This is a genomic window from Streptomyces sp. NPDC039480 (genome assembly GCF_055597165.1).
The window spans coordinates 17833-43926 of the sequence record NZ_JBVITX010000011.1; the positions used below are offsets into that span (position 1 = coordinate 17833).

The 26094-nt window shown below is 72.8% G+C and carries 23 protein-coding genes; 15 read left to right on the plus strand and 8 right to left on the minus strand.

What is annotated here, in order from left to right:
- Positions 1–8 precede the first annotated feature (8 nt).
- Positions 9–1253 carry an MFS transporter gene (locus ACZ56E_RS29920; RefSeq protein WP_471218869.1) on the plus strand — a complete coding sequence of 415 codons (1245 nt, stop codon included), beginning with the start codon at positions 9–11 and terminating at the stop codon, positions 1251–1253.
- Between the two features lie 64 nt (positions 1254–1317).
- Here ACZ56E_RS29920 and ACZ56E_RS29925 read toward each other — a convergent pair whose 3' ends face one another.
- The gene (locus ACZ56E_RS29925) at positions 1318–1953 is read right to left on the minus strand and encodes a TIGR03085 family metal-binding protein (RefSeq protein WP_468609833.1); all 636 of its coding nucleotides are present in this window, start codon (positions 1951–1953) and stop codon (positions 1318–1320) included.
- An 82-nt stretch (positions 1954–2035) separates the two neighbouring features.
- On the opposite strand from ACZ56E_RS29925, the gene hisI reads away from it, so the two are divergent.
- The 11 genes from hisI to lgt all read left to right on the plus strand — a co-directional run bounded on the left by hisI (position 2036) and on the right by lgt (position 10790).
- Positions 2036–2431 carry a phosphoribosyl-AMP cyclohydrolase gene (hisI, locus tag ACZ56E_RS29930; protein WP_398307273.1) on the plus strand — a complete coding sequence of 132 codons (396 nt, stop codon included), beginning with the start codon at positions 2036–2038 and terminating at the stop codon, positions 2429–2431.
- Positions 2432–2440: 9 nt separating this feature from the next.
- A complete protein-coding gene (locus ACZ56E_RS29935) occupies positions 2441–3949 on the plus strand; it encodes an anthranilate synthase component I (protein ID WP_471218870.1) in 1509 nt (502 codons plus the stop codon).
- Positions 3950–3956: 7 nt separating this feature from the next.
- Entirely contained in the window at positions 3957–4604 is a 648-nt protein-coding gene (locus ACZ56E_RS29940) for a TIGR02234 family membrane protein (RefSeq protein ID WP_471218872.1), read from the plus strand.
- 132 nt (positions 4605–4736) lie between these two features.
- Positions 4737–4979, plus strand: a complete 243-nt coding sequence (locus ACZ56E_RS29945) for an HGxxPAAW family protein (protein WP_471218874.1) — start codon at positions 4737–4739, stop codon at positions 4977–4979.
- Between the two features lie 148 nt (positions 4980–5127).
- Positions 5128–5553, plus strand: a complete 426-nt coding sequence (locus tag ACZ56E_RS29950; protein WP_471218876.1) for a DUF2752 domain-containing protein — start codon at positions 5128–5130, stop codon at positions 5551–5553.
- A gap of 140 nt (positions 5554–5693) precedes the next feature.
- Positions 5694–6503 (plus strand): indole-3-glycerol phosphate synthase TrpC, encoded by an 810-nt coding sequence (gene trpC / locus ACZ56E_RS29955; protein ID WP_398307283.1) that lies wholly within the window; start codon positions 5694–5696, stop codon positions 6501–6503.
- A 9-nt stretch (positions 6504–6512) separates the two neighbouring features.
- On the plus strand, positions 6513–6659 hold the full coding sequence (gene trpM, locus ACZ56E_RS29960) for a tryptophan biosynthesis modulator TrpM (protein WP_398307285.1): 147 nt from the start codon (positions 6513–6515) through the stop codon (positions 6657–6659).
- 142 nt (positions 6660–6801) lie between these two features.
- Positions 6802–8088, plus strand: coding sequence for a tryptophan synthase subunit beta (gene trpB, locus ACZ56E_RS29965; protein ID WP_471218878.1), 1287 nt, complete (start codon positions 6802–6804; stop codon positions 8086–8088).
- Positions 8085–8900 (plus strand): tryptophan synthase subunit alpha, encoded by an 816-nt coding sequence (gene trpA / locus ACZ56E_RS29970; RefSeq protein WP_468609819.1) that lies wholly within the window; start codon positions 8085–8087, stop codon positions 8898–8900. Before trpB ends, trpA begins: the two co-directional genes overlap by 4 nt.
- 63 nt (positions 8901–8963) lie before the next feature.
- Positions 8964–9743, plus strand: coding sequence for a DsbA family protein (locus ACZ56E_RS29975; protein WP_471218881.1), 780 nt, complete (start codon positions 8964–8966; stop codon positions 9741–9743).
- 87 nt (positions 9744–9830) lie between these two features.
- On the plus strand, positions 9831–10790 hold the full coding sequence (gene lgt / locus ACZ56E_RS29980) for a prolipoprotein diacylglyceryl transferase (protein ID WP_471218882.1): 960 nt from the start codon (positions 9831–9833) through the stop codon (positions 10788–10790).
- A 75-nt stretch (positions 10791–10865) separates the two neighbouring features.
- On the opposite strand, the gene ACZ56E_RS29985 is transcribed toward lgt, so the two are convergent.
- Genes ACZ56E_RS29985 through ACZ56E_RS30015 form a run of 7 tightly spaced genes read right to left on the minus strand, consistent with a single transcriptional unit; the run spans position 10866 to position 18601 of the window.
- Positions 10866–11705: an HpcH/HpaI aldolase/citrate lyase family protein gene (locus ACZ56E_RS29985; protein ID WP_471218884.1), complete on the minus strand. Its 840-nt coding sequence runs from the start codon at positions 11703–11705 to the stop codon at positions 10866–10868.
- Positions 11702–12889, minus strand: a complete 1188-nt coding sequence (locus ACZ56E_RS29990; protein WP_471218886.1) for a CaiB/BaiF CoA transferase family protein — start codon at positions 12887–12889, stop codon at positions 11702–11704. The genes ACZ56E_RS29985 and ACZ56E_RS29990 overlap by 4 nt, the downstream gene beginning before the upstream one ends.
- A complete protein-coding gene (gene rbsK / locus ACZ56E_RS29995; protein WP_471218888.1) occupies positions 12886–13806 on the minus strand; it encodes a ribokinase in 921 nt (306 codons plus the stop codon). The genes ACZ56E_RS29990 and rbsK overlap by 4 nt, the downstream gene beginning before the upstream one ends.
- Positions 13803–15143 (minus strand): ADP-ribosylglycohydrolase family protein, encoded by a 1341-nt coding sequence (locus ACZ56E_RS30000; RefSeq protein ID WP_471218890.1) that lies wholly within the window; start codon positions 15141–15143, stop codon positions 13803–13805. Before ACZ56E_RS30000 ends, rbsK begins: the two co-directional genes overlap by 4 nt.
- Positions 15140–16315, minus strand: a complete 1176-nt coding sequence (locus tag ACZ56E_RS30005) for an ADP-ribosylglycohydrolase family protein (RefSeq protein ID WP_471219325.1) — start codon at positions 16313–16315, stop codon at positions 15140–15142. The genes ACZ56E_RS30000 and ACZ56E_RS30005 overlap by 4 nt, the downstream gene beginning before the upstream one ends.
- Positions 16299–17597: an ADP-ribosylglycohydrolase family protein gene (locus ACZ56E_RS30010; protein ID WP_471218891.1), complete on the minus strand. Its 1299-nt coding sequence runs from the start codon at positions 17595–17597 to the stop codon at positions 16299–16301. Before ACZ56E_RS30010 ends, ACZ56E_RS30005 begins: the two co-directional genes overlap by 17 nt.
- Complete coding sequence (locus ACZ56E_RS30015; protein ID WP_468609803.1) at positions 17597–18601, minus strand: ADP-ribosylglycohydrolase family protein; 1005 nt, start codon at positions 18599–18601, stop codon at positions 17597–17599. The genes ACZ56E_RS30010 and ACZ56E_RS30015 overlap by 1 nt, the downstream gene beginning before the upstream one ends.
- Positions 18602–18861: 260 nt before the next feature.
- Here ACZ56E_RS30015 and ACZ56E_RS30020 point away from each other — a divergent pair, with 260 nt between their 5' ends.
- The 3 genes from ACZ56E_RS30020 to ACZ56E_RS30030 all read left to right on the plus strand — a co-directional run bounded on the left by ACZ56E_RS30020 (position 18862) and on the right by ACZ56E_RS30030 (position 25956).
- The gene (locus ACZ56E_RS30020) at positions 18862–19593 is read left to right on the plus strand and encodes a VIT1/CCC1 transporter family protein (protein WP_468609801.1); all 732 of its coding nucleotides are present in this window, start codon (positions 18862–18864) and stop codon (positions 19591–19593) included.
- Between the two features lie 338 nt (positions 19594–19931).
- Positions 19932–24503 carry a glutamate synthase large subunit gene (gene gltB / locus ACZ56E_RS30025; RefSeq protein ID WP_471218894.1) on the plus strand — a complete coding sequence of 1524 codons (4572 nt, stop codon included), beginning with the start codon at positions 19932–19934 and terminating at the stop codon, positions 24501–24503.
- Complete coding sequence (locus ACZ56E_RS30030; protein ID WP_468609797.1) at positions 24496–25956, plus strand: glutamate synthase subunit beta; 1461 nt, start codon at positions 24496–24498, stop codon at positions 25954–25956. The genes gltB and ACZ56E_RS30030 overlap by 8 nt, the downstream gene beginning before the upstream one ends.
- Positions 25957–26094: the final 138 nt, after the last annotated feature.

The window sequence follows — 26094 nt, forward strand, 5'->3', positions numbered from 1 at the left end:
GGCGCCCCGTGACCGCCGCGATATCCCCGCACCCCGTCACCGAGCGCCCCGCCCACCGCGACGGCAACGTCCTGCGCTGGCTGAGCGCCTACACCGCCTCGATGGTCGGCGACAGCATCTACTTCCTCGCGCTGTCCTGGGCCGCCACCCGCAGCGGAAGCCCCGCGCAGGCGGGCCTCGTGCTCGCCGTCGGCGCCGTCCCGCGCGCCGCGCTCATGCTGGGCGGGGGAGTCGTCGCCGACCGCTTCGGACCGCGCCGCGTCGTCATCGGCAGCGACGCGGTGCGGTGCGCGGTGATCCTCGCGGTGACCGTGCTGCTCCTGGTGTCCACGCCCGGGATCTGGCCGCTCGCGGCCCTCGCCCTCGTCTTCGGCGCGGTCGACGCCCTCTTCCTGCCGAGCGTCGGCGCGCTGCCCCCGCGCATCACCGCCCCGGGCCAGCTGGGCCGCGTGCAGGGCATGCGGGGGCTCGCACAGCGCGTCGCCACCGTGACCGGGGCGCCGCTGGGCGGGCTCGCGGTGGCGGCGGGCGGGCCGGTGGCGGGGTTCGGCGCGGCGGGGGCGCTGTTCGCCGTGTCGCTCGTGCTGCTCCTCGCCGTACGCGTCCGGGACCTCGCGCCCGACGAGGCGGCGGGGCGGACGGAACCGGCCCGGCGGCAGCTCGTCGACGGCCTGCGCTACATCCGCGGGCACCGCGTCCTCGCCCCGCTGGTCGTCACGGCCGGGGTCGTGGAACTGGGCTTCGCCGGACCCGCCAACATCGGGCTCGTGCTGCTCGCCGAGGAGCGCGGCTGGGGCGCGACCGGCCAGGGCTGGATGCTCGCCGGCTTCGGCGTCGGCGCCGGGTGCGCCGCCCTCCTCATCGCCGTCCGCGGCCGCGTCCCGCGCGCCGGGCTCGTCCTGTCCTGGGCGGTGATCGGCGGCTCGGTCGCCCTGGGCGCGATCGCCTTCGTGCCCTCCGTGGTGACCGCGACGGCGGCCGGGCTCTGCGTGGGCCTGCTCACCGGCCTCGGCGGCGCCGTCATCGGCACCCTGGCCCAGACGGTGACGGACCCCGCCTACCTCGGCCGCGTCACGTCCGTGTTCACGTTCTTCACCATGGGCGTCGCCCCGCTGAGCTACCCCGTCGCGGGCGCGGCGATCGGCGCCTGGGGCGCCGGGCCCGTGTTCGCCGCGAGCGCGGCGCTCAGCGCGGCCGGAGGCGTCGTCGGCCTCTGCGCCCGCCCCCTGCGCCGCGCCGAACTCCCGCGCTGAACACCACCGTTCAGCAGACCAGCGCAGTTCAGCCGAACAGCACGGTTCACCCGAGCAGCACCGCTCAAAGGCCCAGCTGCTTCGATTCGTGCAGCGTGGCGATCGCCTCCTTGTCACCGTCGAGACCGACGTCGGCGACCTCCTGCCTGCCGAACGCGAACAGCAGCAGCTCGGCCGGCTCACCGGTCACCGTCACCACCGGAGTGCCCCGGTGCGCCACCGCCGTCCGGCCGTCCGGGCGGCGCAGCACCAGGCCCACCGGTGACTTGCGGCCCACCAGGCGGGCCGTGCGTTCAAGACGGGACCACAGGGCGTCCGAGAAGACCGGGTCGAGCTCGCGCGGCGTCCAGTCGGGCTGCGCGCGGCGCACGTCCTCGGTGTGGATGTAGAACTCGACGGCGTTCGACGCCTCGTCCACCTGCTTCAGGGCGAAGGGCGAGAAACGCGGCGGCCCCGTCCGGATGAGCTGGATCAGCTCCTCGTACGGCTTCGCGGCGAACTCGGCCTGCACCCGCTCCAGGCGCCCTGCCAGCTGCTTGATCAGCAGCCCGCCCGCCGCGTCCGCGCGGCGCTCGCGCACCACCACGTGGGCCGCGAGGTCACGGGTCTTCCAGCCCTCGCACAGAGTGGCCGCCTCGGGCCCCTCCGCCTCCAACAGGTCGGCGAGAAGAAGTCGTTCACGCTTCGCATGGGTCGACATACCAGCCAGCCTACGACCGTGCCACCGGTCCGCACAGTGGACGCCCGCAGGAAGCACCTCCCGAGAGCGGCACAATGGGCCCATGACCAGCGTGCCCCCGCCCAGCAGCAGCCTCGACCCGGAGATCGCCGCGCGCCTCAGGCGCAGCGCCGACGGGCTCGTCCCCGCCATCGCCCAGCAGTACGACACCGGTGAGGTGCTGATGCTCGGCTGGATGGACGACGAGGCGCTGCACCGCACCCTCACCACCGGGCGCTGCACCTACTGGTCGCGCAGCCGCCAGGAGTACTGGGTCAAGGGCGACACGTCCGGCCACTTCCAGTACGTCAAGGAGGTGGCGCTCGACTGCGACGCGGACACCGTCCTCGTCCAGGTCGACCAGGTCGGCGCGGCCTGCCACACCGGCACCCGCACCTGCTTCGACACCGACGTGCTGCCCGTGCTTCCCGTGCCCGGCGCGCCCGCGCCCGGTCAGTAGGGTCCTGCCATGGACCTCGAGACCTTCCGCAAGCTCGCGACCGACCGCCGTGTCATCCCCGTCAGCCGCAAGCTCCTCGCGGACGGCGACACCCCCGTCGGGCTCTACCGCAAGCTCGCCGCCGAACGCCCCGGCACGTTCCTCCTCGAATCCGCGGAGAACGGCCGGTCGTGGTCCCGGTACTCCTTCGTCGGCGTCCGCAGCGCCGCCGCCCTCACCGTCCGCGACGGCGAGGCCCACTGGCTCGGCACCCCGCCCGTCGGCGTGCCCACCTCCGGCGACCCGCTCGCCGCGCTGCGCGCCACCATCGGCATACTGCACACCCCGCGCGACGTGGTCAGCGCCGACGGCCTGCCGCCCTTCACCGGCGGCATGGTCGGCTACCTCGGCTACGACATCGTGCGCCGCCTGGAGAAGATCGGCCCCGGCGACCGGGACGACCTGAACCTGCCCGAACTGACCATGCTCCTCACCAGCGACCTCGCCGTCCTCGACCACTGGGACGGCTCGGTCCTCCTGATCGCCAACGCGATCAACCACAACGACCTGGAGACAGGAGTCGACGAGGCGTACGCCGACGCGGTCGCCCGCCTCGACGCCATGGAGGCCGACCTCTCCCGGCCCGTCTCCCAGCCCCCTGCCGCCCTGCCGCCCTCCGAGCTCCCCGAGTACACCGCCCTGTGGGGCGGCGAGCAGTACCAGGAAGCCGTCGAGGACATCAAGGAACGCATCCGGGCCGGCGAGGCCTTCCAGGTCGTGCCCTCCCAGCGCTTCGAGACCCCGTGCACCGCGACGGCGCTGGACGTCTACCGCGTGCTGCGCGCCACCAACCCGTCGCCGTACATGTACCTCTTCCGCTTCGACGGATTCGACGTGGTCGGCTCCTCGCCCGAGGCCCTCGTCAAGGTCGAGGACGGGCGCGCCATGGTCCACCCCATCGCCGGGACCAGGCACCGCGGCGCCACCCCGCGCGAGGACCAGGCGCTCGCCGACGAACTGCTCGCCGACCCCAAGGAGCGCGCCGAGCACCTGATGCTCGTCGACCTGGGCCGCAACGACCTGGGCCGGGTCTGCGAACCGGGCTCCGTCGAGGTCGTCGACTTCATGTCCATCGAGAAGTACTCCCACGTCATGCACATCGTGTCGACGGTCACCGGACAGGTCGCCCAGGGCCGCACCGCCTTCGACGTCCTCACCGCCTGCTTCCCGGCGGGCACCCTCTCCGGCGCCCCCAAGCCGCGCGCGATGCAGATCATCGACGAGCTCGAACCGTCCAGGCGCGGCCTGTACGGCGGCTGCGTCGGCTACCTCGACTTCGCGGGCGACTCCGACACCGCCATCGCCATCCGCACCGCCCTCCTCCGCGACGGCACGGCATACGTGCAGGCCGGAGCCGGGGTCGTCGCCGACTCGGACCCCGTCGCCGAGGACACCGAGTGCCGGAACAAGGCCGCCGCAGTGCTGCGCGCCATCCACACGGCGAACCGGCTGCACGACCGTTCGGGCCGTGAGGGATAGTGGACGGGTGACTTCTGCCGTACCTCCGCCCCGTACCGAGGCCGTGTCCGAGAGCCGCGCCCAGCGCAGCAGCCGGCGCAGCATCGCCGCCGCGCTGCTGCTCGGCGCCGTCGGCGCGGCCCTCGCCCTGCTCGCCTCCCGCCAGGACTGGGCCCACGGCACCGCGTCGGTGGCCGGCGGCGAGCTGCCGCTGACCGCCAAGGGCAGCGACGTCACCGGCGTGCCCGCGGCCCTCGCCATAGTGGGCCTCGCCGCGCTCGTCGCGGTCTTCGCGGTCCGCCGCGCCGGACGCTTCCTCGTCTCCCTGCTGCTCACGCTCAGCGGCGGCGGCATCGTCGCCGCCGCCCTGCTCGGCGCCGACGACAAGGACGCGCTCGACGAGAAGGCCGCCACGGCATCCGGCGACGCCGCCGCCACCATCGGCGACCTCAGCCACACCGGCTGGCCGTACGCCGCGGCCGCCGCGGGCGCCCTGATCCTGCTCGCCGGACTCCTCGCCCTCACGTACGGCCGTTCCTGGCCCGCGATGTCCGGGCGCTACGAACGCGACGGCTCGCCGAGCCCCCGCAAGGCGCGCCGCGTCGCGGACCCCGAGCGGCCCGAGGAGCTGTGGAAGGCCCTCGACCGCGGCGAGGACCCCACCCGCGGAACGTGAGCCCCCGCTCTCCCGGAACATGACCCCCCGCGCTCGGGGCATACGCGCGGGTACGGGACAATGTCAGCGAGCGTCCGCCGCGCGGTGGGCTCCGCAGCCACCACCGCGCACACAGCAACAAGGAGCACTTTCATGGCGACAGGCCACGGACACACCCCGGCCGCCTGGACCGGTTCCATCATCGCCTTCGTCGGTTTCTGCGTCGCGGGCGCCTTCATGGTGATGGCCAACGTGCCCGGCTTCTGGGCCGGCATGGCCATCATCGCGATCGGCGGCCTCGTGGGCGGCGTCATGCACCTCATGGGCCTGGGCTCGCAGAAGCGTCCGCACCGCCAGGCCGCGGGCGGCCGCCAGGCCGCGGGCGCCAAGAGCTGACGTCGCTGTACGAGACGTACGAGCTGTACGAGCCTTACGGGAAGAGGCGGTCCGGCAGGTGCCGGGACCGCCTCTTTCGCGTGGCCGGGCACGGGGACTCCGGCCGGGCGGCCGGGCGGCGCACCCGGACACGCGGCAGAATGCACGGGTGACCGCCAGACCCGAGAGCGCCGCGCCCGCCGTCCTGACCCGCCTGCTCGTGCCGGCCGGCGTGCTCGCCTCGGTCGCCGGCGCCTTCGCGTACGTCGGCGCCGTCGACCCGAACGAACCCGGCCACTACCCCGCCTGCCCGCTGCTGCGCCTCACCGGCGTCTACTGCCCCGGCTGCGGCGGCCTGCGCAGCGCCCACGCCTTCATTCACGGCGACCTCACGGCGGCCCTCGGCGCCAACGCGCTCGCCGTCGCCGGATACGTCCTCTTCGCCGTGGTGTGGACCGTGTGGGTGGTCAGGACGGTGCGCGGGCGGCCGGTGCGGATCGAGCCGGGGCCGCTGCAGCTGTGGGGCCTCGGCGCCCTGGTCGCGCTCTTCACCGTCGTACGGAATCTGCCGTTCGGATCCTGGCTGCACCCCTGAAAGTGCAGGCCGGACGGGTGGTGAATGTCCAGGTCGTGGGACGCCTGTCAACCGGATGCGAGGCCTTCGCCCCTCTGCGGATACCATCGCAGTGACCAGCTTGAACGTCAGCTCAACCGTCAGGGAAGGGGGCCGCTCGCGTGAGTGTGCTCGACGAGATCATCGACGGAGTCCGTGCCGACCTCGCGGAGCGGCAGGCACGCGTCAGCCTCGACGAGCTCAAGGAGCGTGCGGCCAAGGCTCCCGCGGCCAAGGACGGCGCAGCGGCCCTGCGCGGCGACGGCGTCAAGGTCATCTGCGAGGTGAAGCGCTCCAGCCCCTCCAAGGGCGCGCTCGCCGCGATCGCCGACCCGGCGGGTCTCGCCGCCGACTACGAGGCGGGCGGCGCGGCCGTCATCTCCGTGCTCACCGAGGAGCGCCGCTTCGGCGGCTCGCTCGCCGACCTGGAGGCCGTCCGCGCCAAGGTCGACATCCCGGTGCTCCGCAAGGACTTCATCGTCACCTCGTACCAGCTGTGGGAGGCCCGGGCGTACGGCGCCGACCTCGCGCTCCTGATCGTGGCCGCCCTGGAGCAGCCCGCCCTGGAGTCCCTGATCGAGCGTGCCGAATCGATCGGCCTCACACCGATCGTCGAGGTGCACGACGAGGACGAGGCGGAGCGTGCCGTGGACGCGGGCGCGCGGGTCATCGGCGTCAACAACCGCGACCTCAAGACCCTGAAGGTCGACCGCTCCACCTTCGAGCGGGTCGCCCCCGAGCTGCCGGACAGCGTCGTCAAGATCGCCGAGTCCGGTGTGCGCGGACCGCACGACCTGATCGCCTTCGCCAACGCGGGCGCCGACGCGGTGCTGGTGGGCGAGTCCCTGGTGACCGGCCGCGACCCGAAGGGCGCGGTCTCCGACCTGGTCGCCGCGGGCACGCACCCGGCCCTCCGGCACGGGCGGAGCTGACTCCTCCCCATGCCGATCTCCGCCCGCCTCGCACCCGGCTGCCGCCCCCGCGGCTGCCGGGCGCCCGCGCGGCGTGTGCGGGGGCGGCGTGTGCGGTACCACATCGGCTCGGAGCCGGGTCAGATCCCTGGGATGCGATGGCAGGGCGGCGCCTGAGCTGAAAAGCCCTCGCGCCGTCGCCGGCCAGGGTTTCGCCGCGACCGCGGCCCGTCGTGGGCTTGTCGCGCAGTTCCCCGCGCCCCTGAAGGGGCGCGCGCCAGCACCCGTTGTCATCGCCGTTCTTGACAAGGATCCAGCCATGCCCAGCGAATACTTCATTCCTGACCCGGAGGGTCACATCCCCAGCGCCGAAGGGTACTTCGGCGCCTTCGGCGGGAAATTCATCCCGGAGGCCCTCGTCGCCGCCGTGGACGAGGTCGCCGTCGAGTACGACAAGGCGAAGAGCGACCCGGAGTTCGCCCGCGAACTCGACGCGCTGCTCGTCGACTACACGGGACGCCCCAGCAGCCTCACGGAGGTGCCCCGCTTCGCGGAACACGCCGGCGGCGCCCGCGTCTTCCTCAAGCGCGAGGACCTGAACCACACCGGCTCGCACAAGATCAACAACGTGCTCGGGCAGGCCCTGCTCACCAGGCGCATGGGCAAGACCCGCGTCATCGCCGAGACCGGCGCGGGACAGCACGGCGTCGCCACGGCCACCGCCTGCGCGCTCTTCGGCCTCGAATGCACCATCTACATGGGCGAGATCGACACCGAGCGCCAGGCCCTGAACGTGGCCCGCATGCGGATGCTCGGCGCCGAGGTCGTCGCCGTGAAGTCCGGCAGCCGCACCCTGAAGGACGCCATCAACGAGGCGTTCCGCGACTGGGTCGCCAACGTGGACAGGACCCACTACCTCTTCGGGACCGTCGCGGGACCGCACCCCTTCCCCGCCATGGTCCGCGACTTCCACCGCGTCATCGGCGTCGAGGCCCGCCGCCAGATCCTGGAGCGCGCCGGACGCCTGCCCGACGCGGCCGTCGCCTGCGTCGGCGGCGGCTCCAACGCCATCGGCCTCTTCCACGCCTTCATCCCGGACGCGGACGTGCGCCTCATCGGCTGCGAGCCCGCAGGCCACGGCATCGAGACCGGCGAGCACGCGGCCACCCTGACCGCGGGCGAGCCGGGCATCCTGCACGGCTCCCGCTCCTACGTCCTCCAGGACGAGGAGGGCCAGATCACCGAGCCCTACTCGATCTCGGCGGGCCTCGACTACCCCGGCATCGGCCCCGAGCACGCCTATCTCAAGGACAGCGGCCGCGGCGAGTACCGCGCGGTCACCGACGACGCGGCCATGCAGGCCCTGCGCCTGCTCTCCAGGACCGAGGGCATCATCCCCGCCATCGAGAGCGCCCACGCGCTCGCCGGGGCCCTGGAGGTCGGCAAGGAGCTCGGCAAGGACGGGCTGATCGTCGTCAACCTCTCCGGGCGCGGCGACAAGGACATGGACACGGCCGCGCGCTACTTCGGCCTGTACGACACGGACGCCACCGTCGAGGCCGACGAGCCCGGCACCGGCGCGGAGATCGAGGGGGACGCCAAGTGAGCGGCAACGTCAAACTGCTGGACGAGACCCTCGCGGCCGCGAAGGCCGAGGGCCGGTCCGCCCTCATCGCCTACCTGCCCGCGGGCTTCCCCACCGTCGACGGCGGCATCGCGGCCGTCAAGGCCGTCTTCGAGGGCGGCGCGGACGTCGTCGAGGTCGGCCTGCCGCACTCCGACCCGGTGCTCGACGGCCCGGTCATCCAGACCGCCGACGACATCGCGCTGCGCGGCGGCCTCAAGATCCGCGACGTCATGCGCACCGTCCGCGAGGCCCACGAGGCGACCGGCAAGCCGGTGCTCGTCATGACGTACTGGAACCCGATCGACCGCTACGGCGTGGAGCGCTTCACCGCCGAGCTCGCCGAGGCGGGCGGCGCGGGCTGCATCCTGCCCGACCTGCCCGTCCAGGAGTCGGCGCTGTGGCGTGAGCACGCCGCGAAGCACGACCTGGCGACGGTCTTCGTCGTCGCGCCGAGCAGCAAGGACGAGCGGCTCGCCACGATCACCGCGGCGGGCTCCGGCTTCGTCTACGCGGCCTCGCTGATGGGCGTCACCGGCACCCGCGAGTCCGTCGGCGAGCAGGCGCAGGACCTGGTGCGGCGCACCAAGGCCACCACGGACCTGCCGGTCTGCGTCGGCCTCGGCGTCTCCAACGCCCGGCAGGCCGCCGAGGTCGCGGGCTTCGCCGACGGAGTGATCGTCGGCTCCGCCTTCGTGCAGCGGATCCTCGACGCGCCGGACGAGGCCGCGGGCCTGGCCGCCGTGCGCGCCCTCGCCGGTGAGCTCGCCGACGGGGTCCGCGGCAAGGCGTAACTCGTACGGGTGGACCTGGACCGGGGAGGCGCGCTCGCGCCTCCCCGGTTCGTTTGGCGGGGTGTGAGCGAGAAGAACCGTGAGGAAAAGCGATCGGCCCGCGCGCGGATGGCGGCAGAGCGAGAGCGGCAGAAGGCCCGCGACAAGCGGCGCAGGGCGCTGGTCGTGAGCGCCGCGGTGGTCGGTGTCCTCGGCCTCGCCGCCGTGGTGGGACTGCTCGCCGCCAATTCCGGCGACGACAAGAGCGACGCGGCGGGACCGGTGGTCGCGCCCAAGGGGGCGGGCGACAAGGACGGGCCGATGATCCCCGTCGGCAAGGACAGCGCCAAGTCGACCCTCACCATCTGGGAGGACTTCCGCTGCCCGGCCTGCAAGCAGTTCGAGGACGGCTTCCGCTCGACGATCCACGAGCTCGCCGACAAGGGGCAGCTCAAGGTGGAGTATCACCTGGCCACCCTCATCGACGGGAACATGGGCGGCAGCGGCTCCCGCCGCTCGGCCAGCGCCGCGGCCTGCGCCCAGGACGCCGGCAAGTTCACTCCGTACCACGACGTGCTCTTCAAGAACCAGCCCCCGGAGCCCGACGACGCGTTCGGCAAGAACAGCCGACTGATCGAGCTCGCCGGTGAGGTCGACGGACTGGTGACCGACTCCTTCAAGAAGTGCGTCGAGGACGGCACGCACGACAGCTGGGTCGACAAGTCCAACAAGGCCTTCCAGGACGCGAAGCTGCGCGGCACCCCCACCGTGAAGCTCGACGGCAAGGACATCTTCGGTGACCCGCAGAAGCCGCTGACGCCCCAGAAGCTGAAGCAGCTGGTGGAAGCGGCGAACCGCTCGTGACGGTGGGGGCGGCGGCTCTCCTGTTATGCACCCGTAGCCGGACCGGTTGCCGCCCCCGACGCCCGGCACGGTAGCGTCGGTCGTGTCATGGACCTTGCCTTCATTCCCAGTCCGTCGCGCGGTGTGGTCGAACTCGGACCCATCCCGTTGCGCGGCTACGCGTTCTGCATCATCATCGGCGTCTTCGTAGCCGTCTGGCTCGGCAACAAGCGGTGGATCGCTCGCGGGGGCCGGTCAGGCACCGTGGCCGACATCGCCGTGTGGGCCGTGCCGTTCGGCCTCGTCGGCGGGCGTCTCTACCACGTGATCACGGACTACCAGCTGTACTTCAGCGACGGCCGTGACTGGGTGGACGCCTTCAAGATCTGGGAGGGCGGCCTCGGCATCTGGGGCGCGATCGCGCTCGGCGCCGTCGGCGCCTGGATCGGCTGCCGCCGCCGCGGCATCCCGCTGCCCGCCTGGGCCGACGCGCTGGCCCCCGGCATCGCCCTCGCGCAGGCCATCGGCCGCTGGGGCAACTGGTTCAACCAGGAGCTGTACGGCAAGCCCACGGACGTGCCCTGGGCGCTGAAGATCACCTCCGCCGAGGACGGCCGGGTCCCCGGCACGTACCACCCCACTTTCCTGTACGAGTCGCTGTGGTGCATCGGCGTCGCCGTCCTGGTCATCTGGGCGGACCGTCGCTTCAAGCTCGGACACGGCCGGGCGTTCGCACTGTACGTCGCCTCGTACTGCGCCGGGCGCGGCTGGATCGAGTACATGCGGGTCGACGACGCGCACCACGTGCTCGGCCTCCGGCTGAACGTGTGGACCGCCATTGTGGTGTTCCTCCTGGCGGTCGCCTACCTCGTGGTGTCGGCGAAGACCCGCCCCGGACGCGAGGAGATCGTCGAGCCGGGCGCCGAGCCCGCGGTCGACGGCGGTGACTCCGTGAAGCTCACCAAGGGCGAGACGGACGCCGAGGCCGAGAAGGAGTCCGAGAGTAAGCCCGAGGGCGAGAAGGACTCCGCCGACGGAGCGAAGTCCTCGGCCGAGCCGAAGAGCTGAGGCTCGCTCCTCGGACGCGCATGCATGGTGAAGGGCCGTCGGATCGGGTGATCCGGCGGCCCTTCGCGTGGGCGGTCACTTCCTGTGGGCCAGCGCCAGGACGCGCCGCGCGCCCTCCACCACCGCCTTGTCCACGAAGCGGCCGTCCGGCAGTGCCAGGGCGCCCTCGTCCGTCGCGGCCGCCTTGGTGATCTCCTCGGCCCGCTCGATCTCTTCCTGGGTGGGGAGATAGGCCTGCTCGATGACCGGGAGCTGGCGGGGGTGGATCGCCGCGCGGCCGAGGAAGCCGAGGGCGCGGCCCCGGGCGCAGGACGCGGCGAGGCCTTCCAGGTCGCGGATGTCCGGGTGGACCGACTGGGCGGGCGGGGCCAGGCCCGCCGCCCGCGCGGCCACCACCACCCGGGAGCGCGCCCAGTCGAGGCCCGACTCCTCGCGCATCCCCAGGTCCGCGCGGAGGTCGGCCTCGCCGAGGGAGATGCCGCGCAGGGCCGGGTGCGCGGTGGCGATGGCGTAGGCGTGCTCCAGGCCGAGCGCCGACTCGACGAGCGCGTGGAGGGCGAGCGCCCCGCCGTCGGCGGGCACCGCGCGCTCGGCGACGCGGATGACCTCGGCGCGCGTGGTGACCTTGGGCAGGCGCAGGCCCGCGAGGCCGGGGAGCGGGGCGAGGGCGCGGAGGTCGACCTCGGCGAGCGGGCCGTCCAGGGCGTTCACGCGGACGTGGACGGGGACAGGGGACGGGTGAGGGTCGGAGAGCAGTTCGGCCGTCGCCGCTCTCGCGTACTCCTTGCGGTCGGGGGCGACCGCGTCCTCCAGGTCGACGATCACCGCGTCGGCGCCCGTGTGGAGGGCCTTGGCGACCACCTCGGGCCGGTCCCCGGGAACGTACAGCCAGGTCAGCGGGGTGTGGCCGGTCACAGCGCGCCCTCCTTGCGCAGGGTGGTGATCTCGCGTTCGGTCAGGCCGAGTTCGGTGAGGACGGCGTCCGTGTCGGCGCCGTGCGGGCGGCCCGCCCAGTGGATCGCACCGGGGGTCGCGGAGAGCCGGAAGAGGATGTTCTGCATGCGCAGCGGGCCGAGTTCCGGGTCGTCGACCGTGGTGAGCGTGGAGAGGGCCGCGTACTGGGGGTCGGTCATGACGTCGCGTACGTCCTGGATGGGGGCGACCGCGGCCTCCGCCTTCTCGAACGCCTCGATCACCTCGGCGCGGGTGTGCCGGGCGATCCAGCCGCCGACCGCCTCGTCGAGGACGTCGGCGTGGCGCGCCCGGTCCGCGCCGGTGGCGAACCACGGCTCCGCGATCAGGTCGGCGCGGCCGACCAGGCGCATCAGGCGCTCCGCGATCGACTGGGCGGAGGTGGAGACGGCGACCCAACCGCCGTCCGCCGTACGGTAGGTGTTGCGCGGCGCGTTGTTCGTGGAGCGGTTGCCGGTGCGGGGCTGTACGTGGCCCAGCTGGTCGTACCAGAGCGGCTGGGGGCCGAGGACCGTGAGGATCGGTTCGATGATCGCCATGTCGACGACCTGGCCCTCGCCCGTGCGGTCGCGGGCCGCGAGGGCCGTCATCACCGCGTACGCTGTCGCCAGGCCCGCGATGGAGTCGGCGAGGCCGAACGGCGGCAGGGTCGGCGGGCCCTCCGGCTCCCCGGTGATGGCGGCGAAGCCGCTCATCGCCTCGGCGAGCGTGCCGAAGCCGGGGCGGCGGGAGTACGGCCCGAACTGGCCGAAGCCGGTGACGCGGGTCAGGACCAGGCGGGGGTTGGCGGCGTGCAGCTCGGGCCAGCCCAGGTCCCACTTCTCCAGGGTGCCGGGGCGGAAGTTCTCGACGATGACGTCGGCGGTGGCGGCCAGGCGCAGCAGGGTCTCGCGGCCGCCGGGCGTCGACAGGTCGAGGGTCATCGTGCGCTTGTTGCGGCCGAGCAGCTTCCACCACAGGCCGACCCCGTCCTTCGACGGGCCGTGGCCGCGGGACGGGTCGGGGCGCGAGGGGTGCTCGACCTTGATGACCTCGGCGCCGAAGTCGCCGAGCATCGTGGCGGCGAGGGGGCCCGCGAAGAGGGTGGCGAGGTCGAGGACGCGGAGGCCGGTGAGGGGGGCGGTCATGACGCGGCGCCCAGTTGCTCGACGAGGCTGTCGATCTCTTTGCGGTACGGCATGGAGGACGACGCCCCCGGGCGCTGCACGGCGAGCGCCGCCGCCGCCGCCGCCCAACGGAGTGCGTCGGGCGGTGAGTTGCCCTCGGCGAGTGCCACGGCGAGGGTGCCCGCGAAGGTGTCGCCCGCGCCGGTGGTGTCGACCGCGGTGACCTGTTGGGCGGGGACCGTGACCGGTTCGGTGCCGCGCGCCGCGTACAGGCTGCCGCGCGAGCCGAGGGTGATGACGACCTCGGGCACCTGGGAGAGCAGGACCGCGGCGGCGGCCCGTGGGTCGTCGGCGATGCCGGTGAGGGCGGCGGCCTCGTGTTCGTTGGGCAGCAACAGGTCGGTGGCGGCGAGGAGTTCGGGTGGCAGGGGCTGGGCCGGGGCGGGGGTGAGGACGGTGCGGACGCCGTGGCGCCGGGCGGCCTGCGCGGCGGCGACGACCCCTGCCAGGGGTACCTCCAACTGGAGGAGCAGGGCGTCGGCGGAGGCGATCAGGCCCTCGTCGCCGGGGCCGAGGGCGGTGACGGTGCCGTTGGCGCCGGGGATCACGACGATCGCGTTGCCGCCCTCGTCGTCGACGACGATGTGCGCGGTGCCGGTGGGCGTCTCGACGGTGCGCAGGAGGTCCGTGTCGACGTCGGAGTGCTCAAGGCAGGAGCGGATCGTGCTGCCGTGGGCGTCGGTGCCGACCGCGCCGATCAGGGTGACGGTGGCGCCCGCGCGGGCCGCCGCGACGGCCTGGTTGGCGCCCTTGCCGCCGGGCGCGGTGCGGAACTCGCGGCCGGTCACGGTCTCGCCGCGGCGCGGCGCCTCGGCGACGTACGCGACGAGGTCCATGTTGGCGCTGCCGAGGACGGCGATGTGGGGCGTGGGACTCATGGGCGGGGTGCCTCCCGGGCGGTGAGTGCGGTGGTGAGGTCTGCGAGGGTGTCGAAGCCGATGCCGTCGAAGTCGCCCACGGAGGTGGCGAGCCGGTTCTTGAGGGGCGCCGTCCAGCGGTCGGGGAGCGCGTCGGGGCGGCCGGCGAGCAGGCCCGCGACCGATCCGGCGGTGGCGCCGTTGGAGTCGGTGTCCCAGCCGCCGGAGACGGCACGGGTGATGGAGCCGGTGAAGTCGCCGTCGGCGTGGGTGAGGGCGGCGGCGAGGAGAGCGGCGTTGGGGACGACGTGGACCCAGTGGTGGGTGGCGTGGCGCGCGTGGAGGTGATTGACGACGTCGTCGAAGTCCCGTGTGTCGTATGCCAGTTGAATGGCTTCTCGCACGGCTTCGGCCAGGCGCGAATCGGCCGGTACGACGGACAGGCCGGCCCGCAGACAGGTGTGGACGTCGGCGGTGCCGCCCGCCGCCGCGGCGATGGTGGCCGCCGCGAACTCGGCGCCGTGCACGCCGTTCGCCGTGTGGGTCAGGACCGCGTCCCTGCGGGCCTGTTCGGCGGCCGCCTCGGGGGCCCCGGGGTTGGTCCAGCCGTGCATGTCGGCGCGGATCAGGGCGCCGATCCACTCGCGGAACGGGTTGCGGTGGGTGGCGGTGTGCGGGGGTTCGATGCCCTGGAGGAGGTTGCGGTAGGCGACGCGCTCGGCGGTGAAGGTGCGGCCCGCGGGGAGCTCGTCGAGCCAGAGCCGTGCCACGTCCTCGGTGGTGAAGTCCCTTCCGTGGCGCTGGAGGAGGAGCAGGTTCAGGAGGGGGTAGTTGAGGTCGTCGTCCTCGGGCATGCCGTCGATGTTCTCGGCGAGGGAGGTCGGCGCGGAACGCCTGTTCCAGGGGTACGCCGCCCTGAGCCCGGGCGGGACGCCCCGCTCGGTGAACCAGGTGTGCAGGGGCCAGTTGCCCGCTGCCCTGGCAAGGCTGCGGATGCCGTCCAGGGGGAGCTTCTCCACCGGTTTGCCGAGGAGGCAGCCCGCGGCTCTGCCGAGCCAGGCGGCGTGGAGACGGGACCGCAGGCCGACCGGGGCGGGAGGGGCGGTGACAGGTGCTCGGCGTGGCGCGTCTGCCCGCGGCGGGGGCAACTGGGCCAGCTCGTCGAGGAGTTGGTCCGCCAGGGCGCGGAGGTGCGGTGGGGCAGGGGAGGGGGACGCGCCCGCGTGGGAGGGGGGCAGGTGGCCGCCTGCCGCGAGCCAGCGGGCGCGTACCGCCGTGACGTCGTGGCCCTCCTGTTCGGCCTGGCGGAGTTCGTGGCCGATCAGGTCCTCCGGCTGGACCCACGTCAGGCGGATCACCGGTCGGCCGTCAGGGTCGCGAACGCGGACTCGTGGGCGCGGCGACGGCGTACGTCCCGGGCGAAGATCTCCTCGGCCACCGCCGTCAGCGCGGCCGCCGGGGCGTGCAGATCGAGGCGGCTGGCCTCGGCGACCCGCTTGGCCCAGTCGGCGGGGACCGCCTCCGCGCCGCGCAGCGCGCCGACGATCGCGCCGCTCATCGTCGCGATGGAGTCGCAGTCGCGGCCGTAGTTGACCGACCCGAGCACCGTGCGGCGGTAGTCGGCCTCGCCGACCAGGAGCATGCCGAGGGCCACGGGGAGCTCTTCGACGGCGTGCAGGCGGGAGGGGCGGCGGGCGCCCAGGGACGGGGCGCGGTAGTCGGGGCCGACCGTGTCGAAGGGGGCGACGGCGGCCCGGATCGGGGCAAGCGCCGATTCGAAGTCCCGGTGCCGCGCGGCGACTTCGGCGACCGCCTCGATCGCCGCGCGCGTCCCGTCCTTGGCCAGGGACAGGCAGGTCCCGACCACGGAGTCCGCCGTGGCGCCGGGCGCGCAGGCCGCCGCCACGGCCGCCGCGAAGACGCCCGCGGCCTCCCTGCCGTACGAGGACTGGTGGGCGCCCGCGATGTCGAGGGCCTCGGCGTACGCGGCCTGCGGGTTCGCGGCGTTGACCAGGCCGACCGGCGCCATGTACATCGCCGCGCCGCAGTTGACGATGTTCCCGGTGCCGGCCTCGCGCGGGTCGACGTGGCCGTAGTGGAGACGGGCGACGAGCCACTTCTCGGCGAGGAAGATCCGGTGCAGGGGGAGCGCCTCGGCCTCCAGCTCGGGGATCCAGCGCGGGGTCGTCATCAGGTCGGGGACGAGGTGGTCGGCCACGGCGTACGCGTCGAGGTGGTCGCGGACCGCCGCGTACACGCGGACCAGCGCGTGGGTCATGAGGGTGTCGTCGGTGACGTGTCCGTCGCCCTTGTGGTACGGCGCGATGGGGCGGGCCGTACGCCAGTCGTCGCCGTTCCAGGGGCCGACGATGCCGTGGACGCGGCCCCCGTGCCGCTCGGCGATCTGTTCGGGCGCGTACCCCTCGACGGGTCCGCCGAGCGCGTCGCCGACCGCGGCTCCGACGAGGCTGCCCGCGATGCGGTCGGACAGGGACAGCTCGGTTCGTGGGATCTCAGGACGTGGCGTCATGGTCGTCATGTCGGAATTGTCCACCTGGAGTGGCCAGTTCCGTGTCTGCCAGGTGACCGGCGAGTTCCACCAGGTCGGTGCCCGCGAGACGGGGCAGCGCGCAGCCCGAGAGGGTGCGGCAGGCGTCCCGCCAGGCTCCGGGGATCGCGGCCGCCGTGCCGAGGACGCCGGTCAGCGCCCCGGCGAGCGCGGGCGCCGAGTCCGCGACGCGCGACAGGCACGCGGCGGCGGGCACCGCCTCCCCGATGCGGCCGCGCGCGGCGGTGGCCAGGGCGAGGGCGACCGGCACGGTCTCGGCCGCGGCGATGCCGTAGCTGTAGACGTGGTCGACGATCTGGTGCTCCAGGAGCGGTACGAGGGCGAAGGCGCCGTCGTCCGCCTGGGCGCGGGCCGTCTTCACGGCGTGCCGGGCGTTCCTGCCGATCTCCGTGTGCTCGGGGAGCTGGTCGAGCGCGCACTCCACCGCGGCGTCGACGTCGGCCCCCGCGAGCGCGGCGGAGAGCGCGGCGGCCATCGCGCGGGCGCCGTGCGTGCCGTCGCCGTCCTGGGTGTAGCGGGCGTCGAACTCCGCGAGTGCGGCGGCCCGTTCGGGGTCACCGGGGTGGACCAGGGCCAGCACGCAGGCGCGTACGCAGGCCGCGTCGTCGAAGTAGTGCGGGTTGTCGTGGCCGGTGGCGGGCGGGCGCAGGCCCGCGGCGAGGTTGCCGAGGCCCGCGCGGACGGAGATGCGGGCGCGCAGCGGGAGGACGGCGGACTCGACCTCGGGGGCGCGGGCCGCCGCGGCGGCGATCTCGGCGGCGAGGGTGTTCCAGGAGAGGTCGAGGGCCGCGCGCACGCGGCGGTCCGGGCTCAGGGTGGTGCTGAGGGTGCCGTCCGCCGCGCGGAGCAGGGACTCGGCGGTGAAGGCCGCCCATTCGGCGTCGTCCGACGGGCCGAGGCGGAGGGGTTCGGGGGACTGGTTCAGGGCGATGGGGACGGGGAGGGTGGTCGTGGCGTTCTGCTCGGCGAAGGTGTCGAGTTCGCGGGTGAGTCTTCGTGTCCACTCCGGCATGCGGGCGGCGCGGTGTCTGGCGGCGGGCCACCCTGCGGCGTCGCCTGCCGCTAGGCCCAGCAGTAGCGCTTCGGCTGGCGGCGCCTCGCTTCGGTTGACGCCTCCGTTCTCGGCGCCCGGTACCGGGGGCTGTGCCCACCCTCCCCCAAGCTCTCGACTGCGCTCGACCAGGGGGGACCCCCATCGCCGTGCGGAACGCCTGCCCACAGCGGGACCGGACCGGCCCCTCATCACGCCTCACCCTCCGGTGTCAGCAGGGCTGCTACGTCCAGTACGTGGTGGCCCCGTATTGAAGGGAGGCAGGTGCCTCGGGCCGGGCCGATGGCTGCGGACCAGGGTTGGGGGATCGCCGCGGCGCCGCATGTCGCGCCCGCGAGGGCGCCTGCGACCGCCGCCGTCGTGTCGGCGTCACGGCCCATGTTCACCGCCGAGAGCACCGCGCAGCGGAAGTCGCCGCGCGCCGCCGCGTACGCCCCGAACGCGAGGCCCACCGCCTCCGGCGCGAGGTCCGTCCAGGGGTAGCCGCCGATGACCACCGCCGAACGGACCGCCCGCTCGCCGCGGTGCGCGACCGCCACCGCGCGGCGCAGGGAGCGGGCCGTCCAGCTGTCGTCCGGGATGACGGAGAGAGCCGCCGTCACGACGGCGTCCACGCGCGCCCCGGTCATGGCCGCCGCGACGCCCGCCGCCACCGCCCGGCCCCCGTGGATGCCCTCGCCGTCATGGCTGACGGAGCCGTCGATCGCGACGAGGCGGGCCGCCTCCTCGGGGCGGCCCGCCGCGAAGACGCCGAAGGGCGCGGCCCGCATCGCGAGGCCGTCGCTCCACGCGTGCCGGTGCTGGGCGGAGATGGGGGCGGCGAGGCCCCTGCGCAGGTTCTCCAGGGTGCCGCGCTCGCTGAAGCCCGCGCCGCGGAACGGGCCTTCGTCGAGGTCGGCGATCCACTGGTGCCAGGCCGTCTCGACGTGGGCGACCGTCAGCGCGGAGCCGTGCCGGGCGAGCAGCAGCCCGGAGAAGATCGCGTACTCGGTGTCGTCGGTGCCGGCCGGGTGTTCGGCGACGTAACCCGTGATGCGGCCCCAGCGGCGGCGGATCTCGGACGGTTTCATGTTCTCGGCGGGGGCGCCGAGCGCGTCGCCGACCGCGAGGCCGAGCAGGGCGCCCCGCGCCCGCTCGCGGAGGTCGTCGGCGTCACCGGGCGCCGGGACCGAGGGAACGCATGCGGTGGACGCCATGCCGAGCCTCCCTTGTGCGGACCGCCGGCTGCGCGCGGACCGCGGACGGAGCGTGAACCGCTGGATGCGGTTGCTTGGTGCATCTGTGCCACGCGGGGTGCCCACACGCGCATGTACGGGCTCGGATCACTCCTTCGCCGCTCCCCGCAGGAGCCTCCGCCAGGCGCGTTTTCGCAGGTAAGTACGGCCTTCCTTGCTGGCGGGAGATTTTTTTCGCGCGTACTTTCGAGATCGTCCACGCACGAAAGAGGGGGTCCACCATGGCGATCATCGAGACCGAGGCGACGCTGCACGAGGCGCACCGCGACAACCACACCCACCGCGACGTCAACGGTGGCTGGCTGCGCCCGGCGGTCTTCGGGGCGATGGACGGACTCGTCTCCAACCTCGCGCTGATGACCGGTGTCGCGGGCGGCGCGGTGTCGCGGGAGACCATCGTCATCACCGGCCTGGCGGGACTCGCCGCCGGTGCCTTCTCCATGGCGGCCGGCGAGTACACCTCCGTGGCCTCCCAGCGCGAGCTGGTGGAGGCCGAGCTCGACGTGGAGCGGCGCGAGCTGCGCAAGCACCCCAAGGACGAGGAGAAGGAGCTCGCCGAGCTGTACGCGTCGCGCGGCGTCGAGCCCGAGCTGGCCCGCGAGGTCGCCAGGCAGCTGTCCAAGGACCCCGAGCAGGCCCTGGAGATCCACGCCCGCGAGGAGCTCGGCATCGACCCGGGCGACCTGCCCTCGCCGACCGTCGCCGCGGTGTCGTCCTTCGGCTCCTTCGCGCTGGGCGCCCTGCTCCCCGTACTGCCGTATCTGCTCGGCGCCACCGTGCTGTGGCCCGCGCTGCTGCTCGCGCTCATCGGGCTCTTCGCCTGTGGCGCGGTGGTGGCCAAGGTGACCGCGAGGTCCTGGTGGTTCAGCGGTCTGCGGCAGCTGGCGCTCGGTGGAGCGGCGGCCGGTGTGACGTACGCCCTGGGCAGCCTGTTCGGTACCGCCGTAGGATGAGCCGCTGCAGTCCTATGCGGGACCTTGCATAAGTAGCCGTTACTCGGCGGTTTCGACACCGTGACCAGTGGGCATGAGCCGTAAGCGCTGCGGGCAATGAGGCCTGTGTCGCTACGGACCTTCGGTCACGGATCTGTCCGCAATGGTCCCGAGGGTCCCCTCCGAACCGCGCGGGTACCCCTGCGAACCGCTCCTCACCTTCGCGAGCGGTGTCCACATGGTGGAATGAGCTATCCGCTTTTCGAGAAGCGTTCCATCATGTAATCTGCACGAAATTTTGCCAGGGCCAACGTCGTCCCTCGCCACATGTAGTTGCCTCGACGACGACGGGAGTGCCGATGCGTACCCACGCCTGGTCGCCCATGGACGGTCGCCCCGCCCCCCAGGGGCTGTACGACCCCCGCAACGAACACGACGCCTGCGGTGTCGGATTCGTGGCCACCCTGACCGGTGTGGCCAGCCATGAACTGGTCGAACAGGCGCTGACCGTACTGCGCAATCTCGAGCACCGCGGCGCCACCGGCTCCGAGCCGGACTCGGGTGACGGTGCGGGCATCCTGCTCCAGGTCCCGGACGCCTTCCTCCGCGAAGTGGCCGGATTCCAGCTCCCCGCGGCCGGCGCCTACGCCGTCGGCATCGCCTTCCTGCCCGTGGACACCGCAGGCACCACCGACGGAGCCGTCTCGCAGATCGAGACGATCGCGTCCGAAGAAGGGCTCACCGTCCTCGGCTGGCGCGACGTCCCCGTCGCCCCCGAGCTGCTCGGTGCCACCGCCCGCTCGACGATGCCCGTCTTCCGGCAGATCTTCGTCGCCGACGGCGACACCACCGGTCTCGAGCTGGACCGCAAGGCGTTCCTGCTCCGCAAGCGCGCCGAGCGCGAGGCCGGGACGTACTTCCCCTCACTGTCGTCGCGCACCATCGTCTACAAGGGCATGCTGACCACCGGCCAGCTGGAGCCCTTCTTCCCCGACCTGTCCGACCGCCGCTTCGCCACGGCCGTCGCGCTCGTCCACTCCCGCTTCTCGACGAACACGTTCCCGAGCTGGCCGCTCGCACACCCGTACCGCTTCGTCGCGCACAACGGCGAGATCAACACGGTCAAGGGCAACCGCAACTGGATGCGCGCCCGCGAGTCGCAGCTCGCCTCCGACCTCTTCGGGAGCCAGGAGAAGCTGGACCGGATCTTCCCCGTCTGTACGCCGGACGCCTCCGACTCCGCGTCCTTCGACGAGGTCCTCGAACTCCTGCACCTCGGCGGCCGCTCCCTGCCGCACTCCGTGCTGATGATGATCCCGGAGGCCTGGGAGAACCACGCCTCCATGGACCCGGCACGCCGCGCCTTCTACCAGTACCACTCCACGATGATGGAGCCCTGGGACGGCCCGGCCTGCGTCACCTTCACCGACGGCACCCAGGTCGGCGCGGTCCTCGACCGCAACGGCCTGCGCCCCGGCCGCTACTGGGTCACCGACGACGGCCTCGTCGTCCTCGGCTCCGAGGTCGGCGTCCTCGACATCGACCCCGCGAAGGTCGTCCGCAAGGGCCGCCTCCAGCCCGGCCGGATGTTCCTCGTCGACACCGCCGAGCACCGCATCGTCGAGGACGACGAGATCAAGGCCGCCCTCGCCGCCGAGAAGCCGTACCAGGAGTGGCTGGAGGCCGGCGAGATCGAGCTGTCCGACCTGCCCGAGCGCGAGCACATCGTGCACACGCACGCCTCCGTCACGCGCCGCCAGCAGACCTTCGGCTACACCGAGGAAGAGCTGCGCATCATCCTCGCGCCGATGGCCAAGACCGGCGGCGAGCCGCTCGGCTCCATGGGCACGGACACCCCCATCGCGGCCCTCTCCGAGCGCCCGCGCCTCATCTTCGACTACTTCACGCAGCTGTTCGCGCAGGTCACCAACCCGCCGCTGGACGCCATCCGCGAAGAGCTCGTCACCTCGCTGCACAGCTCGCTGGGCCCGCAGGGCAACCTGCTCGAGCCGACCGCCGCGTCCTGCCGCAGCGTCACCCTGCCCTTCCCGGTGATCGACAACGACGAGCTGGCCAAGCTCATCCACATCAACGCCGACGGCGACATGCCCGGCATGAAGGCCGCCACGCTCTCCGGCCTCTACCGCGTCAGCGGCGGCGGCACCGCGCTCGCCGCCCGTATCGACGAGATCTGCGCCGAGGCCGACGCCGCCATCGAGGCCGGCGCCCGCCTGATCGTGCTCTCCGACCGGCACTCCGACGCCGAGCACGCGCCGATCCCCTCACTGCTGCTCACCTCGGCCGTCCACCACCACCTCATCCGCACCAAGCAGCGCACCCAGGTGGGCCTGCTGGTCGAGGCGGGCGACGTCCGCGAGGTCCACCACGTGGCCCTTCTCATCGGCTACGGTGCCGCGGCCGTCAACCCGTACCTCGCGATGGAGTCCGTCGAGGACCTCGTCCGCGCCGGAACGTTCCTGCCCGGCATCGAGTCCGAGCAGGCCATCCGCAACCTCATCTACGCCCTCGGCAAGGGCGTCCTGAAGGTCATGTCCAAGATGGGCATCTCCACCGTCGCCTCCTACCGCGGCGCCCAGGTCTTCGAGGCCATCGGTCTCGAACAGTCCTTCGTGGAGCGGTACTTCAGCGGGACGACGACGAAGATCGGCGGCGCCGGCCTCGACGTCATCGCCCAGGAGGTCGCCGCCCGGCACGCCAAGGCCTACCCGGCCTCCGGCATCCCCTCCGCGCACCGCGCGCTCGACATCGGCGGCGAGTACCAGTGGCGCCGCGAGGGCGAGCCGCACCTGTTCGACCCGGACACGGTGTTCCGCCTCCAGCACTCCACGCGCAGCCGCCGCTACGACATCTTCAAGCAGTACACGGGCCGCGTGAACGAGCAGTCCGAGCGCCTGATGACGCTGCGCGGACTCTTCGGCTTCAAGAGTGGCCGGCAGCCGATCTCCATCGACGAGGTCGAGCCCGCCTCCGAGATCGTCAAGCGCTTCTCCACCGGCGCCATGTCGTACGGCTCCATCTCCAAGGAGGCGCACGAGACCCTCGCCATCGCCATGAACCAGCTGGGCGGCAAGTCCAACACCGGTGAGGGCGGCGAGGACCCGGAGCGCCTGTACGACCCGGCGCGCCGCTCCTCCATCAAGCAGGTCGCGTCCGGCCGCTTCGGCGTCACCAGCGAGTACCTGGTCAACGCCGACGACATCCAGATCAAGATGGCGCAGGGTGCCAAGCCCGGCGAGGGCGGCCAGCTGCCGGGCCACAAGGTGTACCCGTGGGTCGCCAAGACGCGGCACTCGACGCCCGGCGTCGGCCTCATCTCGCCGCCGCCGCACCACGACATCTACTCCATCGAGGATCTCGCCCAGCTGATCCACGACCTCAAGAACGCCAACCCGCAGGCCCGCATCCACGTGAAGCTGGTCTCCGAGGTCGGCGTCGGGACCGTGGCCGCCGGTGTGTCGAAGGCCCACGCGGACGTCGTCCTCATCTCCGGCCACGACGGCGGCACCGGCGCCTCCCCGCTGACCTCCCTCAAGCACGCGGGCGGCCCCTGGGAGCTCGGCCTCGCCGAGACCCAGCAGACCCTGCTGCTCAACGGCCTGCGCGACCGCATCGTCGTCCAGACCGACGGTCAGCTGAAGACCGGCCGCGACGTCGTGATCGCCGCGCTGCTCGGCGCCGAGGAGTTCGGTTTCGCGACCGCGCCGCTCGTCGTCTCCGGCTGCGTCATGATGCGCGTCTGCCACCTGGACACCTGCCCGGTCGGCATCGCCACGCAGAACCCGGCGCTGCGCGAGCGCTTCTCCGGCAAGGCCGAGTACATCGTCAACTTCTTCGAGTTCATCGCCGAAGAGGTCCGCGAGCTCCTCGCCGAGCTGGGCTTCCGCTCCATCGAGGAGGCCGTCGGCCACGCCGAGCTCCTCGACACCGAGAAGGCCGTCAGCCACTGGAAGGCGCAGGGCCTCGACCTGGAGCCGCTGTTCCACGTGCCGTCGCTGCCCGCGGGCGCCGTCCGGCACCAGATCACGGTCCAGGACCACGGCCTGGAGAAGGCGCTCGACAACGAGCTGATCAAGCTCGCCTCCGACGCGCTCGCCGCGAACAGCGCCACGGACGCCCACCCGGTCCGCGCGCAGGTCGCCATCCGCAACATCAACCGCACGGTCGGCACCATGCTCGGCCACGAGGTGACGAAGAAGTTCGGCGGCGCGGGCCTGCCCGACGACACCATCGACATCACCTTCACCGGCTCGGCGGGCCAGTCCTTCGGCGCCTTCGTGCCGCGCGGTGTGACGCTGCGCCTGGAGGGCGACGCCAACGACTACGTCGGCAAGGGCCTCTCCGGCGGCCGCATCGTCGTCCGCCCGGACCGCGGCGCCGACCACCTCGCCGAGTACTCGACCATCGCGGGCAACACCATCGCGTACGGCGCGACCGGCGGCGAGCTGTTCCTGCGCGGCCGCACCGGCGAGCGCTTCTGCGTCCGCAACTCCGGCGCGACGGTGGTCTCCGAGGGCGTGGGCGACCACGGCTGCGAGTACATGACCGGCGGCCACGCGGTCGTCCTCGGCGAGACGGGCCGCAACTTCGCGGCCGGCATGTCCGGCGGCATCGCGTACGTCATCGACCTCGACCGCGACAACGTCAACGCCGGGAACCTCGCGGCCGTCGAGCCCCTCGACGACACCGACAAGCAGTGGCTGCACGACGTCGTGCGCCGCCACCAGGAGGAGACGGGCTCGACCGTCGCGGAGAAGCTGCTCGCTAACTGGGCTTCACATGTTGAGCGGTTCAGCAGGATCATTCCAAGGACGTACAAGGCAGTGCTCGCCGCCAAGGACGCCGCCGAGCGAGCGGGTCTCTCCGAGACCGAGATCACCGAGAAGATGATGGAGGCGGCGACCAATGGCTGATCCCAAGGGCTTTCTGAACCATGGCCGCGAGGTCGCGCAGACCCGCCCGGTCGAGGAGCGCGTCCGCGACTGGAACGAGGTCTACGTTCCCGGCTCCCTCCTGCCGATCATCTCCAAGCAGGCGTCGCGCTGCATGGACTGCGGCATCCCGTTCTGCCACAACGGCTGCCCGCTCGGAAACCTGATCCCGGAGTGGAACGACTACGCCTACCGCGAGGACTGGTCGGCCGCGCAGGAGCGGCTGCACGCCACCAACAACTTCCCGGAGTTCACGGGCCGCCTGTGCCCGGCCCCGTGCGAGTCGGCGTGCGTGCTCGGCATCAACCAGCCCGCCGTCACCATCAAGAACGTCGAGGTCTCGATCATCGACCAGGCCTGGGACCGCGGCGACGTCGCGCCCCAGGCGCCGGAGCGCCTCTCCGGCAAGACCGTCGCGGTCATCGGCTCGGGCCCGGCGGGCCTGGCCGCCGCCCAGCAGCTGACCCGGGCAGGACACACGGTCGCCGTGTACGAGCGCGCCGACCGCATCGGCGGCCTGCTCCGCTACGGCATCCCCGAGTTCAAGATGGAGAAGCGGCACATCAACCGCCGCATCGAGCAGATGCGCGCGGAGGGCACCAAGTTCCGCACCGGCGTGGAGATCGGCCGCGACATCGACGCGGCGAAGCTGCGCAGGCGCTACGACGCCGTCGTCATCGCCGCAGGCGCCACCACCGCCCGCGACCTGCCCGTCCCCGGCCGCGAGCTCAAGGGCGTCTACCAGGCGATGGAGTACCTGCCCCTGGCCAACAAGGTCCAGGAGGGCGACTACGTCACCACGCCCGTCTCCGCCGAGGGCAAGCACGTCGTCGTCATCGGCGGCGGCGACACCGGCGCGGACTGCGTGGGCACCGCGCACCGCCAGGGCGCGGCCTCCGTCACCCAGCTGGAGATCATGCCGAGGCCGGGCGAGGACCGCGCCCCGCACCAGCCGTGGCCGACCTTCCCGATGCTGTACAAGGTCACCTCCGCGCACGAGGAGGGCGGCGAGCGGGTCTACTCCGTCTCGACCACGCACTTCGAGGGCGACGAGGACGGCAACGTCCAGTTCCTGCACCTCGTCGAGGTGGAGTTCGTCGACGGCAAGCTGACGCAGAAGCCGGGCACCGAGCGGAAGATCCCCGCCCAGCTCGTCACCCTCGCGATGGGCTTCACCGGCACGGACCGCGAGAACGGCCTCGTGGACCAGTTCGCCCTGGAGCTCGACGAGCGCGGGAACGTCGCGCGCGACGCCGAGTTCCAGACGAACGTCCCGGGCGTCTTCGTCGCCGGTGACGCGGGCCGCGGCCAGTCGCTCATCGTGTGGGCCATCGCCGAGGGCCGCTCGGCCGCCCGCGGTGTGGACCGCTTCCTCACCGGTGCGAGTGATCTTCCCGCCCCGATCCGCCCGACGGACCGCTCCCTGACGGTCTGACCCGTACGGTTTCGGCCGTACGACCCCTCATACGTCCCGTACAACGGCGTACGGAACTGAGCGACGCCCGCCTCGTCCCCGACCGGACCTGGGCGGGCGTCGTTGCGTCCGCACCCGGTTCTGGGACCAGAGCGTTGC

What these genes read in the sequence shown, in the direction of transcription:
- gltB (WP_471218894.1), top strand. Translation starts at nt 19,932, where the DNA reads ATGCGTACCCACGCCTGGTCGCCCATGGACGGTCGCCCCGCCCCCCAG.
- ACZ56E_RS29925 (WP_468609833.1), bottom strand. Translation starts at nt 1,953, where the DNA reads ATGTCGACCCATGCGAAGCGTGAACGACTTCTTCTCGCCGACCTGTTG.
- trpB (WP_471218878.1), top strand. Translation starts at nt 6,802, where the DNA reads ATGCCCAGCGAATACTTCATTCCTGACCCGGAGGGTCACATCCCCAGC.
- ACZ56E_RS30030 (WP_468609797.1), top strand. Translation starts at nt 24,496, where the DNA reads ATGGCTGATCCCAAGGGCTTTCTGAACCATGGCCGCGAGGTCGCGCAG.
- ACZ56E_RS29935 (WP_471218870.1), top strand. Translation starts at nt 2,441, where the DNA reads ATGGACCTCGAGACCTTCCGCAAGCTCGCGACCGACCGCCGTGTCATC.
- ACZ56E_RS30015 (WP_468609803.1), bottom strand. Translation starts at nt 18,601, where the DNA reads ATGGCGTCCACCGCATGCGTTCCCTCGGTCCCGGCGCCCGGTGACGCC.
- ACZ56E_RS29945 (WP_471218874.1), top strand. Translation starts at nt 4,737, where the DNA reads ATGGCGACAGGCCACGGACACACCCCGGCCGCCTGGACCGGTTCCATC.
- trpM (WP_398307285.1), top strand. Translation starts at nt 6,513, where the DNA reads ATGCCGATCTCCGCCCGCCTCGCACCCGGCTGCCGCCCCCGCGGCTGC.
- lgt (WP_471218882.1), top strand. Translation starts at nt 9,831, where the DNA reads ATGGACCTTGCCTTCATTCCCAGTCCGTCGCGCGGTGTGGTCGAACTC.
- rbsK (WP_471218888.1), bottom strand. Translation starts at nt 13,806, where the DNA reads ATGAGTCCCACGCCCCACATCGCCGTCCTCGGCAGCGCCAACATGGAC.
- ACZ56E_RS30005 (WP_471219325.1), bottom strand. Translation starts at nt 16,315, where the DNA reads ATGACGCCACGTCCTGAGATCCCACGAACCGAGCTGTCCCTGTCCGAC.
- ACZ56E_RS30020 (WP_468609801.1), top strand. Translation starts at nt 18,862, where the DNA reads ATGGCGATCATCGAGACCGAGGCGACGCTGCACGAGGCGCACCGCGAC.
- hisI (WP_398307273.1), top strand. Translation starts at nt 2,036, where the DNA reads ATGACCAGCGTGCCCCCGCCCAGCAGCAGCCTCGACCCGGAGATCGCC.
- ACZ56E_RS30010 (WP_471218891.1), bottom strand. Translation starts at nt 17,597, where the DNA reads ATGAGGGGCCGGTCCGGTCCCGCTGTGGGCAGGCGTTCCGCACGGCGA.
- ACZ56E_RS29990 (WP_471218886.1), bottom strand. Translation starts at nt 12,889, where the DNA reads ATGACCGCCCCCCTCACCGGCCTCCGCGTCCTCGACCTCGCCACCCTC.